Source organism: Arenibacter amylolyticus (assembly GCF_002150785.1).
Lineage (GTDB): Bacteria > Bacteroidota > Bacteroidia > Flavobacteriales > Flavobacteriaceae > Arenibacter > Arenibacter amylolyticus.
In genome coordinates, this window is record NZ_MTAZ01000042.1 from 11,861 (window position 1) to 26,616 (window position 14,756).

The 14,756-nt window shown below is 41.3% G+C and carries 13 protein-coding genes and 1 pseudogene; 8 read left to right on the forward strand and 6 right to left on the reverse strand.

The features are described from left to right. Nucleotides 1-27: 27 nt before the first annotated feature. The 6 genes and pseudogenes from BV214_RS13540 to BV214_RS13565 form a co-directional block, all read right to left on the reverse strand. Nucleotides 28-1,060: pseudogene (locus BV214_RS13540) on the reverse strand (IS1595 family transposase). A gap of 174 nt (nt 1,061-1,234) precedes the next feature. Continuing rightward, the gene (locus BV214_RS13545) at nt 1,235-3,559 is read right to left on the reverse strand and encodes an FdhF/YdeP family oxidoreductase (protein WP_086478046.1); all 2,325 of its coding nucleotides are present in this window, start codon (nt 3,557-3,559) and stop codon (nt 1,235-1,237) included. A gap of 83 nt (nt 3,560-3,642) precedes the next feature. Further along, nucleotides 3,643-4,008: a DUF7009 family protein gene (locus tag BV214_RS13550; protein ID WP_086478047.1), complete on the reverse strand. Its 366-nt coding sequence runs from the start codon at nt 4,006-4,008 to the stop codon at nt 3,643-3,645. Between the two features lie 67 nt (nt 4,009-4,075). Further along, nucleotides 4,076-4,909, reverse strand: a complete 834-nt coding sequence (gene fdhD / locus BV214_RS13555; protein ID WP_086478048.1) for a formate dehydrogenase accessory sulfurtransferase FdhD — start codon at nt 4,907-4,909, stop codon at nt 4,076-4,078. A 139-nt stretch (nt 4,910-5,048) separates the two neighbouring features. Then, entirely contained in the window at nt 5,049-5,960 is a 912-nt protein-coding gene (locus BV214_RS13560) for a bifunctional metallophosphatase/5'-nucleotidase (protein WP_086478049.1), read from the reverse strand. 2 nt (nt 5,961-5,962) lie between these two features. Continuing rightward, a complete protein-coding gene (locus tag BV214_RS13565) occupies nt 5,963-6,727 on the reverse strand; it encodes a 5'-nucleotidase C-terminal domain-containing protein (RefSeq protein ID WP_086478050.1) in 765 nt (254 codons plus the stop codon). A gap of 72 nt (nt 6,728-6,799) precedes the next feature. On the opposite strand from BV214_RS13565, the gene BV214_RS13570 reads away from it, so the two are divergent. The 8 genes from BV214_RS13570 to BV214_RS13610 all read left to right on the forward strand — a co-directional run bounded on the left by BV214_RS13570 (nt 6,800) and on the right by BV214_RS13610 (nt 14,730). Next, nucleotides 6,800-7,333: a DUF6913 domain-containing protein gene (locus tag BV214_RS13570; protein WP_086478051.1), complete on the forward strand. Its 534-nt coding sequence runs from the start codon at nt 6,800-6,802 to the stop codon at nt 7,331-7,333. Nucleotides 7,334-7,335: 2 nt separating this feature from the next. After that, entirely contained in the window at nt 7,336-8,226 is an 891-nt protein-coding gene (gene dapA / locus BV214_RS13575; protein ID WP_086478052.1) for a 4-hydroxy-tetrahydrodipicolinate synthase, read from the forward strand. Nucleotides 8,227-8,633: 407 nt separating this feature from the next. Next, nucleotides 8,634-9,443 carry an outer membrane protein assembly factor BamD gene (locus BV214_RS13585; RefSeq protein WP_223883395.1) on the forward strand — a complete coding sequence of 270 codons (810 nt, stop codon included), beginning with the start codon at nt 8,634-8,636 and terminating at the stop codon, nt 9,441-9,443. A gap of 13 nt (nt 9,444-9,456) precedes the next feature. Beyond that, complete coding sequence (locus BV214_RS13590; protein ID WP_086478055.1) at nt 9,457-9,789, forward strand: DNA-directed RNA polymerase subunit omega; 333 nt, start codon at nt 9,457-9,459, stop codon at nt 9,787-9,789. Nucleotides 9,790-9,792: 3 nt separating this feature from the next. Further along, entirely contained in the window at nt 9,793-10,998 is a 1,206-nt protein-coding gene (gene coaBC, locus BV214_RS13595; protein ID WP_086478056.1) for a bifunctional phosphopantothenoylcysteine decarboxylase/phosphopantothenate--cysteine ligase CoaBC, read from the forward strand. After that, a complete protein-coding gene (porD, locus tag BV214_RS13600; RefSeq protein ID WP_086478057.1) occupies nt 10,991-11,878 on the forward strand; it encodes a type IX secretion system protein PorD in 888 nt (295 codons plus the stop codon). The genes coaBC and porD overlap by 8 nt, the downstream gene beginning before the upstream one ends. A gap of 165 nt (nt 11,879-12,043) precedes the next feature. Next, nucleotides 12,044-13,696: a DNA repair protein RecN gene (recN, locus tag BV214_RS13605; protein ID WP_086478058.1), complete on the forward strand. Its 1,653-nt coding sequence runs from the start codon at nt 12,044-12,046 to the stop codon at nt 13,694-13,696. A 221-nt stretch (nt 13,697-13,917) separates the two neighbouring features. Then, nucleotides 13,918-14,730 carry an enoyl-ACP reductase FabI gene (locus BV214_RS13610; protein WP_086478059.1) on the forward strand — a complete coding sequence of 271 codons (813 nt, stop codon included), beginning with the start codon at nt 13,918-13,920 and terminating at the stop codon, nt 14,728-14,730. The last annotated feature ends 26 nt before the right edge of the window (nt 14,731-14,756 follow it).

Genomic DNA, 14,756 nt, shown 5'->3' on the forward strand with positions numbered 1-14,756 from the left:
GTACTTATAGTAAATAGGGGCTCTAGTTTATGTTTGCGTTGATATTAGTTTTTCATACCTAGTGTCTATATTTCTGTATCTGGCATAGGTTCCAATGTCTTCAACGGTCTTGGGAACAAAGGCCTGGAGCATGTCCTTACTACCCTTGAGGTGCTCCTTTACCCTAAACCAATTCAGATACTGCTGAAGATATTTGGTCGAAACGCCCCAAAAAGTGCCGTCTATCCATTTCTTTAGTCTATTATGCGTGGAATTCACATGTTGTATATGGTAAACGCCTTGCTTTACCCGTTGTTTTATAATTCCCTTCAGGGCATGGTGTTCCAGTTTTCGATCCATTGCAAAACCTTTGTAGATTACCGATGCATCACTGCACAATATCGCCTTTTCCGGTTTTATCCGACTTCCGATGGCATTTTCCAGATCGGTCTTTTTGATATAGCCCATAGTGGCCACGGTCAGGTCCATAACAGATTTCCTGTCCTGGGTCACGATGACGGCCACACGGTCCCTATCGATTCCTTTCTTTTTTAGTGAGCCCCCCTCGTTTTATCGCGTTGCGACCGGTGACCTCCCTGCCCTTTTCAGAATTGAAGAAGAAGGTTTCATCGCTTTCGGTAATACCGGTGAAATCGTCCTTTCCCGTCTCCGAGAGCGAGGCCAATATCTTGTGCCTCCAGTCAAAAGCGGTCTTTTTATTGATACACAGAGCATCTTTGATCTTGTCCAGACTCTTCTCTTCTACCATAAGGGCCAAGTAGGCGTCTATCTTGTCCTTCTTGTGCAGCCCCGCCATCCAAGTGCCCGTATATTCGGTAAAGCTTCTCTTGCAGGACTTGCATTTATAGCGCTGTGCACCCTTGTCCTTTCCGAAACGGACATATTTGGTATGGCCACAGTGCGGGCACTCGCCCATCATATTGTCGAGAAGATGTCGGCGGGAGGCCTGTGCCCTTGGACTTCCCGCAGTCACATCGTGCTTTTCGATATCCTTGAGCAATCTCCGCCTGTCCACCAGAGGAAGCGAAAGGATCTTTTGTTTTAATTCTTCTAGTTCCATACCTAAAGATACAAATAATAGCTATTATAAACTAGAGCCTAAATAGGAGTAGTAAAATGGGAAGGTATGCTGCTTTGTTCATTAGATTGGTTTTTATTAAGATATTATTGCTCTACGTTGGAGAAATAAAATTTTTATGGGGGGCTTCCCAAATTGCCGGTCTACCTAAATTCATTAGTTGATTTCGCTTTCCTGGGATTTATGTTTTTTTACTTGGATAACCACGGACTTGGAGGTTGGGGTGTTGCTAAAGTCTGCAGTACTACCCACAGGCACCAGTACGTTGGCTTCCGGAAAATAGGTGGCACAGCATTTTTCGGGAATATTGTAGGATAAGACAATGAATTTTTTGGCAATCCTTTCCTTTCCGTCGTGATAGTTATATAAATCTACCAGTTCCTTGTTCTTAAGCTTACGGCTCTGAAGATCCTTCTCATTCATTAAAATGACCCTTCTTTCATGATAGATGCCTCTGTAGCGATCATTTAAACCATAAATGGTCGTATTAAATTGATCGTGGCTTCTAATGGTCATCATTAGAAGTTCTTTTTCTTCTAGGGAGACATACTCACTTTTGGAAATGCTAAACTTAGCTTTTCCAGTGGGGGTGTCATAGGAATTGTCCCTTGCGCAATTGGGTAAATAGAATCCAGCTGGCTGTCTCACTTGCTGATTGTAGTTGTTAAAACCGGGGATACAGGCTTCAATACTATCGCGAATATGGTCGTAATGCTGTAGGTAGCGATCCCAGTTTACCTTGGAATTGGGAAGGGTGGCCTTTGCTAAGCCACAAACAATTGCAGCTTCGCTCAGTAATTGGTCGGATACCGGGGGTAAACTTCCCATGGAGCTATGAACAATACCCATAGAGTTTTCTACACTAACAAATTGCAATTCCCCATTTTGGATATCCTTGTCCGTTCTTCCCAAACAGGGTAAGATTAGGGCTTCCTTTCCATGGATGAGGTGGCTGCGATTCAGTTTAGTGGATACTTGTACCGTTAGGGCACAGTTCTGCAGGGCTTGGGCGGTGTATAAGGTGTCTGGGGTAGCGGATAGAAAATTACCACCCATGGCAAAAAATACCTTGGCCTCTCCCTGGTGCATGGCCTTTATACTTTCTACGGTATCATACCCATTCTTCCGTGGCGGACTAAAATGAAATTCCTTCTCTAAATTGTCTAACAGGGATTTTGGTGGCTTTTCATAAATACCCATGGTCCTATCACCTTGTACATTGCTGTGCCCCCTTACCGGACAGGTTCCCGCACCTGGCTTCCCAATACTGCCTTTTAAAAGTAGCATGTTTACCAGCTCCTTAATGGTATTTACAGAATTTTTGTGTTGAGTAAGGCCCATCGCCCAACATACAATCATCTTAGGTTTGCTGGCTATAATGTCTGCCACCTTTTCTAATTCCCCAAGGGGAATTCCACACTGCGCTATTAGGTTCGATATGTCTAAGGATCTAATATGTGCAAGATAACTGTCTATTCCCTCTGTTTTTTTCTCGATGAAATCGTGGTCCAAAACCGAACCTGGGGCTTGGTCTTCCCTATTCAATAATAATTTGGTCAGTGCCTGTAATAAGGCCATGTCTCCATTTATCTTGACTTGCAGATAGATGTCTGTCAAGGAAGTGCTAAAACCCAAAACCCCCTTAAGATGCTGTGGATTGTTAAAGTTGAGTAGTCCGGTTTCCAATAACGGGTTGACCGATATTATGTAGGCGCCGTTTTTCTTTGCTTTCTCCAAGGCACTCAGCATTCTTGGGTGATTGGTACCAGGATTTTGTCCCAGTATTAAAATAAGGTCGGTTTCGTAAAAATCTTCCAGTTTTACGGAACCCTTTCCAATACCTAGGGTATCTGTTAGCGCCACCCCGCTGCTTTCGTGGCACATATTGCTGCAATCGGGCATATTATTAGTGCCATACTCACGTACAAAGAGTTGATAGAGAAAGGCAGCTTCATTGCTGGTTCTGCCAGAAGTGTAAAATATGGCCTCATCTGGATGGTTCAATGTATTTAGGTGATCGGCAATCTTCTTAAATGCATCTTCCCAACTAATCTCCTCATAATGATCTGCCCCTTGGGGCAAGAACATAGGCTGGGCCAAACGACCCTTTTTTCCAATTTCATAATCGGAGAGGGAAGCGAGGTAGGAAATACTGTTTTTCTTAAAAAATGAAGCGTCCAGTTTTTTGGTAGTGGCTTCTTCTGCAATGGCCTTTGCCCCGTTTTCGCAATATTCTGCCATGGGGCTCCTATCATCGTCTGGATCTGGCCACGCACACCCGGGACAGTCAAATCCAGATTTCTGGTTTAGATGGGCCAAGGCTTTTAGCCCCCTCCCAAGTCCCATCGCTCCAAATACGTGTTGTGCAGACGAAATAACCGCTGGTATCCCCGCTGCTGTTTTTTTTGGAGAGCCCGTTTTTAAGCCTGTTAGTTTTTCGGGTGGCTCCGGATTGGGGGGCGTGTTCTTGTCCTTCTTCATGATTATTTGGTTTATATTAAGGAAAATCCCAACCTTAATTTTTTGGGGTGCCTTTTATTGGTAGGGTGGTATACAAACGACGGTTATTTTGCAGCCGGGTTGGGGTAATTATCCGACTGATCTTCCAAGCGTTCGTCCAAACAGATAAAGTCTTTTTCTAACAGTAATTTAAGTGTTTGTCCATCGTTTAAAATCATATTGTTTTCATAGCCAACCCTATCTGTTTCTGCCCATTTTTCATTTTCTATCATTGGAAATAGTAGGGTAATGGTGTTATTATGGAAGCTTGCCTCTAAGGCAGTGAGGTTCTCCACGGCTTTGATAGCATAGGTAAATTGAGTGCCATTGAATGCGGTGTGCTCTGCTATATAACCTAATTCTTGAAGAGCACTTACCTCTGACTTGGTTAATCTGTAGCGAATGGAATTTCCCCTTATTCTAATTTTCATTCATAATGGTTTTTGCAGGTATCTTATAAAATTAGGTTATAGAGAATTAGTAGCAAAACCTAGGGGGTTATATTTTAATACGCTTGGCCCCGTTATAAATATTATAGCGGTGCTCGTTTAGAAATCCAACTAAGGTCACATCGTGCTCAATTGCCATTTCTACAGCCAGACTGGAGGGTGCTCCAACAGCACATATGAAATGGATGCCGGCCATTACTGCTTTTTGTAGCAGTTCAAAACTTGCGCGCCCACTGAGAAACAAGAGGTGGTTGTCTAAGGGGAATTTGCTGGTTTGAAGACAGCTGCCAATAAGTTTGTCCAATGCATTATGCCTGCCTACATCTTCCCTTAGTCCAAGTAAATCTCCAGTAGGGTTAAAAAGAGCGGCAGCATGGATGCCTCCGGTACTATTAAAAATGGTTTGTTGTCGATTTAATGTGTGGGGGAAGCTATGAAGTAGTGTTTTGTCTACCTGAAAATTTGCGGAGGAAGGAGGGAGGAGAGATACCGTTTTTAGCGCCGCTAAGCTAGCCTTCCCGCATACACCACAACTACTACTGGTGTAAAAATGTCGTTCTAATTTACTGAGGTCAATGTTTTTGGAGTTGTTGAGGTATAGGTGTGCCTTATTATCCTCAAGGGTGATCTGATCTATTTGATCTTTAGAAGCTAAAATACCCTCAGTAAATAAGAATCCCACGGCAAGATCGGTGTCGTTTCCTGGCGTGCGCATGGTAATGGATATGTTTTTATTTAGGATTGGCGGACTTCCCTGTAAAACACTGATACGGATCTCCAAGGGCTCTTCCGAAGCTAGGATATCGGTAAATTCCGTCACCTTACTACCCTTTATTTTCAGGATGTTTTTCGTGATGGTCGATTTTTTACTGGCTTCATTCATAATAGGGCGTTTTAATTATTTCCATTCCTTGGTGCAGGGGATACGTTGTTTAAGACACAGGCAGAGTTGACCATGGATTACACCCTTTCAAAAGAAAATTAGTTCCCCTAACTCACCTAGGTAAAATGCCAGAATCAATTTATACGGAAATGGATATCCCTTGGGTATTGGTTAGTTTTCCACTTTCGAAATAAAAATCTAATCGACCTAAATTAATACCAAAACAACCCACTTGGTTCACTAGCACCGGCAGGTCCTTCCTATTCTGCACTACGGTGGGTTTCTCCAAAAAAGTGTGAGTGTGCCCGCCTATGATTAAATCTATGTTTTCTGTGGCTGCTGCTAACTTTAGATCGTCTACTCTTTGCGAATTGGTATATTGATATCCTATATGTGATAGACATATAATTAGGTCGCAGTGTTCATTGTTCTTTAGCGTGTTACTTGCTTCCTGGGCCATTTCTATCGGATCTAAATAGACCGTTTCCTTATAGAGGTTCTTGGAAACTAGACCGTCCAAGGCAACTCCAAGTCCAAAAACACCAATTTTTATACCACCCCGACTAAAGGTCTTATACGGTTTTACTTGTCCGTCTAAAATAGTGTTGGAGAAATCGTAGTTGGCAGATAAAAAATCGAATTTTGCGTAGGGTAATTGAGCAGCAAAACCTTCCAAGCCATTATCAAATTCGTGGTTGCCAATGGTTGCCGCATCATACTGTAGCATACTCATTAATTTAAATTCCAACTCGCCACCGTAAAAGTTGAAATAGGGGGTGCCCTGAAAGATATCCCCGGCATCCAACAAAAGCGTATTGGGGTTTTCCTTTCTGATCTCTTCTACCAAGGTGGCTCTTTTGGCAACTCCACCTAAATTGGGAAAGCTAGAGTGGTTGGTAGGGAAGGGGTCTATATGGCTATGCACATCATTAGTGTGCAATATGGTGATATGTTTCGTTGTTTCTTGCTGGCAAGAATGTAACGTTAATCCGCCCATCCCTATAAAAGCGGAGGTAGCTGCGGTTCTGGATATAAAGTGTCTACGGTCCATTCTTAGTTTATTTGTATAAAACGGTCATCTATGGTGGCCTTTACGGTGTCTACTTTCATAAAATAATCAATCATTACCTTCCTCAGCATATAGTCTGTGTTTACAAGTGAAAGACGGTTTTTAAAGAAATCCATTCTATCACCCCCGTTGACTAAATAATCTGAAGTGGCTACAAAATAAGTCCTACCCTCATCAATGGGTTTTCCTTGTATACTAACTTTCTTCAAGAGGTTATTTTTATCCACAGCAATTTGGATTCCCGCAATGGGGTGGGGCACACTAGATTTAACAAGAAATTCTACCAATTCCTGTACCGTCTTCCCATCCAATTCCGCCACAAATACCGAGTTTTCAAATGGCATTACCTCATAGGCATTCCTAGCTGTAACATGCCCTTTAGAAATTATGGATCGGATGCCACCAAAATTTAGCAGTACAAAATCGATGTTTTTCCCCGTCCTGGAGGTGAATATGGGACCAACTTCTTGCATAACAATATCGGCCATCAAATTTCCCGCATTGGTGTTGTGTTTCCCCTCCATTTTGGTGAGGGTCTCTGGAGCATAGGCTAGTACGCTATCCAATACTTCATCTATTCTGTTTCGGTACGGGGCTATAAATTGTTCAATACTATCCTTGGGGGGTATAGATTGATTAATTTCTAACTGTTTTCCACTAATTGTGTTTAGTGTTGGCTCTGGCCGCTTACAGGCGTGAAGCGCACATATTGTTAGGAATATAACAAAATGTTTATTTTTTAAACTCATATAGTTCTTACCTTCGTGCTTTAAATTGCAATGATAATATTTACTTTTACATTCTTGATAATGTAAAAATACATGTTTTTAAAAAAGTTTAAGGATAATTTAAAAATTAGGGCTGCCCGTAAGTTTATTAAACGGGAATTGGAGTCCCCTTCAAACACCCCGAAAGGGCGTGTGGGGATAACAACCATAGGCTGTATAGTGAATTTGGACGAGTTTAAGGATGTGGAATCCTTTAATGAATTCGCAGAGGAATTTTCCCTGCCGCCAAATTCTGTGAAAGTGATAGGATATAAAGCAGTTGGCGATAATAATTCGCCCTTTGGTACACCTACATTTTCCGATGAGGACCTTGGGTTTAAGGCCAAAATTGAAAATAGTTATGCCTTGGAGTTCCTAGAAGGAGAGTACGATGTGCTGGTGAACTATTATACGAGGGAACAACTTCCATTGCGGTTGATGAGCGTAAAGACCAAAGCTAGATTAAAAGTAGGCTTTGGGGGAGTGGATGAAAAAATTAATGATTTGATATTGAATACGCCCATAAACGATTTTCAAACCTTTAAAAAGGAAATGAGAAAATATTTAGGGGTACTAAATGAGATTTAACAATGGAACAATTAGTGGGTACGGGTGTTGCTTTGATTACTCCGTTTAAGGAAGATTTTACCATAGATACCGGGGCACTTACCAAGGTAGTGAATTATTGTATCGATGGGGGGGTAGATTATCTAGTGGTTTTAGGTACTACTGGGGAATCTGCGGTGCTTTCCAAAAAGGAAAAGGAGTTGGCAATCAATACCGTAGTAACGGCCAATGCAGGAAGGCTTCCGTTGGTGTTGGGGATTGGTGGCAATAATACAGCTGCCGTGGTAGAAGAGTTAAAAGAGACAGACCTTAAGGATTTTGATGCAATTTTGTCTGTATCCCCATATTATAGCAAGCCATCCCAAGAAGGAATTTATCAGCACTTTAAGGCTATTTCATTGGCCTCGCCCAAACCAATATTACTGTACAATGTGCCGGGAAGGACAGGGAGCAATATGTTGCCCGAAACTGTGTTAAGGTTGGCAAATGACTTTAATAATATTGTAGGGATCAAAGAGGCAAGTGGCGATATGTTGCAGGTTATGCAATTAATTAAGGACAAGCCTTCCAACTTTATGATTATCTCTGGGGACGATTTTACTGCCTTGCCTACTGTTTTGGCTGGTGGGTCTGGTGTAATATCTGTATTGGGACAGGGACTGCCCAAAGAATTCTCTAGGATGATTCGTTTTGGATTGGAGAATAAGGTGAAAGAAGCGTTTAATTTGCAATATGCCCTTTTAGATGGGATGGACCTGATCTTTAGGGAAGGGAACCCCGTGGGTATCAAAGCGATGTTAGAGCACTTAGGACAGGGGACTGCTGTAGTTCGTCTTCCTTTGGTGGAGGCAACGGCAAGCCTTAAAAAAAGCATCAATCGGTTTCTAAGCTCGGTCTTAAAAACAGTTGCCTAAAAATTCATAAAAGAAATAAATAAACCATCCGGTGTTAGGGTAGGGCTGAAAAGCCTTATGACAGCACCGGATTTTTTTTATTCAGGGTATAGGGATTACCCTCTAAGCCTTTCTATTAAATAGATGAATGGCCAGAGTTATGGGCCGCTGGGCTTCCTCAAAGGAGGTGGAAGCAAAAATAAAGTTGCTTACCAGAGTTATAACAGTTTCATTAAACAACGACTTGTGAGCGTAGTTTGCAAAGGTTCAGGGGATGATTTTCTCCCTTGTTTTGGTGGGGTTGGAGCTATATATTTAAAACTTGTACAAATAAATTTGCCACAAGTGAGGAAGGAAGTTATTTTAGCGGGCTAATAATGTTTTTTATATCCGTTCTAAATCCTTAATTTTGCAGAATGTTTTTAAAAATGAAACGACTATTCCCCATTTTATTGTTGGCAGTAATCCTTGCTTCTTGTAGTGAGTACCAAAAAGTACTTAAAAACGAAGACGTAAAGGCAAAATATGAATTAGCGGAGAAATTCTATGATCAGGGTGATTATAGGAGGGCCAACCGCTTATTAGAGCAGATTGCACCTAAATACATAGGTAGGCCGCAGGGAGAACGGGTTATGTTTTTCCTGGCAGATTCCTATTTTCAGATCAAGGATTACAATATGGCGGGGTATCAGTTTGAGCGATTCCTGAAATCTTACCCAAAAAGTGACAAAGCTGCAGAGGCAGGTTTTTTAGGAGCAAAAAGTTATTTTGAGCTATCCCCTAGGTATTCTTTGGATCAAACCGACACCGATAAGGCATTGATTAAACTACAGAATTTTATCAACACCTATCCAGACTCGGAGTTTTTAGCGGAAGCCAATATTATGGCCCAGGAGCTTACTACCAAAAAGGAACGCAAAGAGTTTGAAATTGCCAAGCAGTTTAATACCATTGGTGAGTTTGACTATACCTTTTTAACCCCGGCAATAACTGCCTTCGATAATTTTATTACGGACAACCCGGGTTCTATGTATCGGGAAGATGCCCTGTATTACAAGTTCGATTCGGCTTCCACTTTGGCCTTCAATAGTTTTGATTACCTTAAAAAGGAACGTTTAAACAATGCCAAATCGGCTTATAATGCGTTGAAAAAACAATTTCCGGAGTCTAAGTATTTGAAGGATGCAGACAAGACCATGGAGAGAGTAGAAGAAGAATTACAAAATTATTCCAAATAAAATACCATCAGTTATGAATACAAATGATTTAAAAAGCTCCAAAGCGCCGGTTTCTACCGTAACTTACAATAGAAATGAATTTGATGCGCCCACCGGTAACATTTATGAGGCAATTTCTATTGCAGCAAAAAGAGCAGTGCAGATTAATGTAGAGATCAAAAAGGAACTTTTGGAGAAATTGGAAGAGTTTGCCACCTATAGTGATAGCTTGGAAGAAGTTTTTGAAAATAAGGAGCAGATAGAAGTTTCTAAATTTTACGAAAGATTGCCAAAGCCGCATGCCATTGCAGTAAGAGAGTGGTTAGACGATAAAATTTATTACAGGAATACAGAGAAAGACGTATAAAAGATGCTGAGCGGTAAAAATATACTTTTAGGGGTTACCGGAGGTATAGCTGCTTATAAGACCACCTTTTTAGTACGTTTACTTATTAAAGCTGGCGCTAACGTTAAAGTGATTTTAACGCATAGTGCCAGCTCTTTTGTTACGCCCCTAACCCTGGCTACGCTGTCTAAAAATCCGGTGCATTCCACATTTATTAATGAGGAAGATGGCAGTGTCTCCTGGAACAATCATGTGGAACTAGGACTGTGGGCAGACCTTATGGTGATTGCGCCTGCTACGGCCAATACCATGTCTAAAATGGCACAGGGTACTTGTGATAACTTGTTGATGGCCACCTATATGTCGGCCAAATGTCCCGTTTACTTTGCTCCTGCGATGGATTTGGATATGTTTATCCATCCATCTACTACAGAAACGTTTAAGAAGTTAGCTTCCTTTGGCAATATTATGATTCCGGCTACCTCGGGTGAACTCGCTAGTGGACTAGTAGGGGAGGGCCGTATGGCAGAGCCAGAGGATATCGTGGAGTTTTTAGTAAAAGACCTCGTAAAAGGATTGCCGTTAAGAGGTAAGAAAGTGTTGATTACTGCCGGACCTACTTATGAGGCAATAGACCCGGTTAGGTTTATTGGAAATCATTCTTCAGGTCTAATGGGGTATCAGTTGGCTCGGAAAGCGGCCAATTTGGGGGCAGAAGTAGTATTGGTTTCTGGTCCTTCCCACCTCAGCATTCAACATTCCCACATACAGCTTATAAAGGTCACTTCCGCGGAGGAAATGTTCCAAGAGGTGCATGCGGTATATCAAGAGATGGATATTGTGATCTGTGCGGCAGCCGTATCGGACTATAAACCAAAAATGGTGGCAGATCAAAAAATAAAAAAGAATGACGAGGAGTTAAGTATTACCTTAGTCAAAAACAAGGACATCCTATTTTCCTTAGGGCAAAAGAAGAAAGAACAGTTTTTGGTAGGGTTTGCGTTAGAGACGGAAAACGAGGAGGAGCATGCTATAGGAAAATTGAAAAGGAAAAATTTAGATGCCATCATTTTAAACTCCCTAAATGATACCGGGGCGGGTTTTGGTAAACAGACCAACAAAATCTCCTATATAAATAAGAAATTGAATATTAAAACGTTTGGATTAAAGACCAAGGCAGAGGTCGCTAATGATATTTTAAACGAAATCATAAACCAACTCCATGCGTAACTATTCCCTTGTTATCCTTTTTTTACTTGTTTCCCTCGGTTTGGGGGCGCAGGAATTAAAATGTACGGTAACCCTTAATGCAGACCAGGTGGGGACTACCAATAAGCAAGTTTTTAAAACGCTAGAACGAGCCCTGAACGATTTTGTGAACAATACCAACTGGTCTAACAGGGAGTATAAAGAACAGGAAAGGGTGAATGCCCAAATGTTCATCACTATTACGGAGCATGAGTCTAATAGTTTTAAGGGGAATATACAGCTGCAATCTTCCCGTCCTGTATTTAACACTTCCTATCAAAGCCCTATTTTAAACTATAAAGACAATAACTTTAATTTTCAATACATAGAGTTTCAGCCATTGATATACAATGAAAATAACTTGGATAGCAACTTGGTGGCAATGATCTCTTATTATGTCTATATTATATTGGGCTTAGATGCCGATACTTTTTCCCTGGAAGGGGGCAGTGAGTATTTTAGAAAGGCCCAACAGATTGTGGCCCTTTCCCAAAGTAGTGGTGCACCGGGATGGAGCACAACGTCGGGGGATCGCGGAAGATTTGAACTTGTAGATAACCTGATGTCCAATTCCTATCGGGAATTTAGGGTTGCTATGTACAATTACCACAGAAAGGGATTAGATATCCTTGCAGATAATAACAGTACTGGGAAACAGGTAATTGCGGGTACCTTGCGATTGTTTGAAAACTTGGCCTCTAGGCATCCCAATGCATTGTTAACTCAAACCTTTTTTGATGCTAAGTCTCAGGAGATACAGGATATATTTTCCGATGGTCCAAGGGTAGATATGGTGCAGTTAAAGGAAACCTTAAATAAGATAGCTCCCTTATACTCGGCCACCTGGAATCAAATAAAATAGGATAATCATAATCCAATGGCCTATAATCGGTCTAATCATGGAGATCCTTTTCTTGGCGAAATCTCTAATTTTAATGGGTTATATTTCGATTGAATAAAAATAGTATCCACCCATTTTTTTCCAAAACAATATCAATTATCTTTACCTCAATAATACACTAGAACCTTGTTGACAAATCTTACCATAAAAAATTACGCTCTAATAGATCATCTAAACGTAAGCTTCTCTAATGGATTTACGATAATCACTGGTGAGACCGGTGCTGGTAAGTCTATTTTATTGGGAGGCTTGGCATTGGTATTGGGTAAAAGAGCCGACCTCTCCTCGCTTAAGGACAAGGAGAGTAAAAGTATTGTTGAAGCTGAATTTGATATTTCCAAATACAAGCTGGATTCCTTTTTTAAGGAATTTGACCTAGATTATGAGCGCAAAACCATCATTAGGCGCGAAATTTTGCCCAGTGGCAAATCGAGGGCCTTTGTAAACGATTCCCCCGTCACCCTAGATGTACTCTCTAGATTGGGGAATAGGTTGGTAGATGTTCACTCGCAACATCAAACCATGCAGTTGACGGAAAATGATTTTCAGTTGAAAACTATTGACGCCTTGGCCAATAATGAAAAGGCACTGCAGCAATATTCGGCCAAATTGATACAATATCAACGGAGCAAAAGGGAGCTGGAGCAGCTTTTGGAATTCCAGAGCAATGCTATTAAAGAGCATGAGTACAATAGCTTTTTGTTAGAAGAGTTGCAAGCGGCCCCTTTAAAGGAGGGGATCGTGGAAAGACTGGAGGAGGAGTACGAGCAATTGAACAACGTGGAGAGTATTATGGAGCAGCTGTCCCAAGGTCAGCAATTACTCCAGGACGAACAAGTAGGGCTAATTACCTTATTGTCTCAATTGAAGCAGGTTGCTAATAAACTGGGCAGTTTTGGAGAGCAATATGCTGAGGTAAATCAACGCATTAATTCCGTTTTTATAGAATTGGACGATATTTCCAATGAATTTGGAAACTTAAATGATAGGGTAGAGTCTAACCCCGAAATGTTGGAGGAAGTAAATACGAAACTTCAGCTGTTGTACAATCTTTTAAAGAAGCACAACGCACAGGACGTGCCAGAGTTATTGGAGATAAAGGCAGACTTAGAGGAAAAGGTATTGGCTACCGAGAATGTAGAAAATGATATTGAGGCCAAGCGAAAAGAGTTGCAAGCTTTAGAAGCTGAGCTAAATTCCATAGCCTCCAATATAAGCAAGAGCAGAGGTAAGACCTTGCCGAAACTAAAAAAACAACTAGAGGATACCTTGTCTGAACTGGGAATGGCTAGTGCCACCTTTAAAATTGAGATTCACCCATCCAAAGGATTTAATTCCACCGGAAAAGACGATTTAACCTTTCTTTTATCAGCTAATAAGGGCTCGGACTATGGGGAGCTTAAAAAAGTAGCCTCAGGTGGGGAACTTTCCAGGATTATGTTGGCCATTAAGGCAATTTTAGCAAAATATGAACATTTGCCTACCCTGATGTTCGATGAGATTGATACCGGGGTCTCTGGAGAGATTTCCAATAAAATGGGAGATATTATGCAGGAAATGAGTAAGGCCATGCAGATATTCTCTATTACCCATTTACCACAGGTAGCAGCGAAAGGCGCTCACCATTTTAAGGTGTATAAAGAGGAGGAATTAATGGGGACCCAAACCAAGATGAAGCGTTTATCTAAGGAGGAGCGGATTACAGAATTAGCAGAAATGTTGGGAGGAAAATCCATTTCCGAATCAGCACTTGCCCATGCGCAGCAGTTACTGAACTAAACTTATAAGTAGTATCCCTTTGGGTAGTGGATGTGGAGCGTTGTATTGGTGAAGCTTCCGATCCATCATGACCTACAGTTTTATAAAGAAAATAGTTCCGTTACTGACAGAGGAACTAAAATTTCCTTTACATTTTAAGCTAGAAGCGGGCCTTCAAAAATTAATGCCCCATTAATTTTTAATATCTTTGATCCACTTAAAATTCAAAAAGAAATAGAAGTATGTCATTTAACTTATTGAAGGGGAAAAGAGGAATAATCTTTGGGGCTTTGGATGAGAACTCCATTGCTTGGAAAACTGCAGAGACCGTACATGCAGAGGGTGGAACATTTGTGCTTACCAATGCACCAATTGCCATGAGAATGGGACGTATTAACGAGCTTGCCGAAAAAACAGGAGCTACTATTATTCCAGCCGATGCAACCAGTGAAGAAGATTTGGACAACTTGGTGACCAAGTCCATGGAAATTTTGGGAGGAAAGATAGATTTTGTGCTGCATGCCATCGGAATGTCCGTAAACGTACGCAAAGGAAGGTCTTATACCGATCAAAAATACGATTTCACTAGCAAGGGTTGGGATGTATCCGCGCTTTCCTTTCACAAGGTAATGCAAAGTTTGTACAAAGCAGATGCTATGAATGAGTGGGGAAGTATTGTTGCTCTTACCTATATGGCAGCCCAGCGTACCTTTCCGGATTATAATGATATGGCCGACAATAAAGCCTATTTAGAATCTATAGCTCGTAGTTTCGGTTACTTCTTTGGTAAGGATAAAAAGGTAAGAGTGAACACTATATCCCAGTCTCCTACACCCACTACAGCCGGACAGGGGGTAAAAGGGTTTAACAGCTTTATTAACTACGCCGAAAAAATGTCGCCCTTAGGCAACGCCACTGCCCAAGAGTGTGCAGAATATACGGTAACACTCTTCTCGGACTATACCAAAAAGGTAACAATGCAGAATTTGTTTCACGATGGAGGATTTTCCTCTACTGGGGTGAGCCAGGAAATAGTGGATCAATTTTCTGAATAAGTTAGATTAAATACATCGGCAATCCC

Coding starts and splice junctions, on each gene's coding strand:
- BV214_RS13545 (WP_086478046.1), bottom strand. CDS start 3,559: ATGAAGAAGGACAAGAACACGCCCCCCAATCCGGAGCCACCCGAAAAA.
- BV214_RS13550 (WP_086478047.1), bottom strand. CDS start 4,008: ATGAAAATTAGAATAAGGGGAAATTCCATTCGCTACAGATTAACCAAG.
- fdhD (WP_086478048.1), bottom strand. CDS start 4,909: ATGAATGAAGCCAGTAAAAAATCGACCATCACGAAAAACATCCTGAAA.
- BV214_RS13560 (WP_086478049.1), bottom strand. CDS start 5,960: ATGGACCGTAGACACTTTATATCCAGAACCGCAGCTACCTCCGCTTTT.
- BV214_RS13565 (WP_086478050.1), bottom strand. CDS start 6,727: ATGAGTTTAAAAAATAAACATTTTGTTATATTCCTAACAATATGTGCG.
- BV214_RS13570 (WP_086478051.1), top strand. CDS start 6,800: ATGTTTTTAAAAAAGTTTAAGGATAATTTAAAAATTAGGGCTGCCCGT.
- dapA (WP_086478052.1), top strand. CDS start 7,336: ATGGAACAATTAGTGGGTACGGGTGTTGCTTTGATTACTCCGTTTAAG.
- BV214_RS13585 (WP_223883395.1), top strand. CDS start 8,634: ATGAAACGACTATTCCCCATTTTATTGTTGGCAGTAATCCTTGCTTCT.
- BV214_RS13590 (WP_086478055.1), top strand. CDS start 9,457: ATGAATACAAATGATTTAAAAAGCTCCAAAGCGCCGGTTTCTACCGTA.
- coaBC (WP_086478056.1), top strand. CDS start 9,793: ATGCTGAGCGGTAAAAATATACTTTTAGGGGTTACCGGAGGTATAGCT.
- porD (WP_086478057.1), top strand. CDS start 10,991: ATGCGTAACTATTCCCTTGTTATCCTTTTTTTACTTGTTTCCCTCGGT.
- BV214_RS13610 (WP_086478059.1), top strand. CDS start 13,918: ATGTCATTTAACTTATTGAAGGGGAAAAGAGGAATAATCTTTGGGGCT.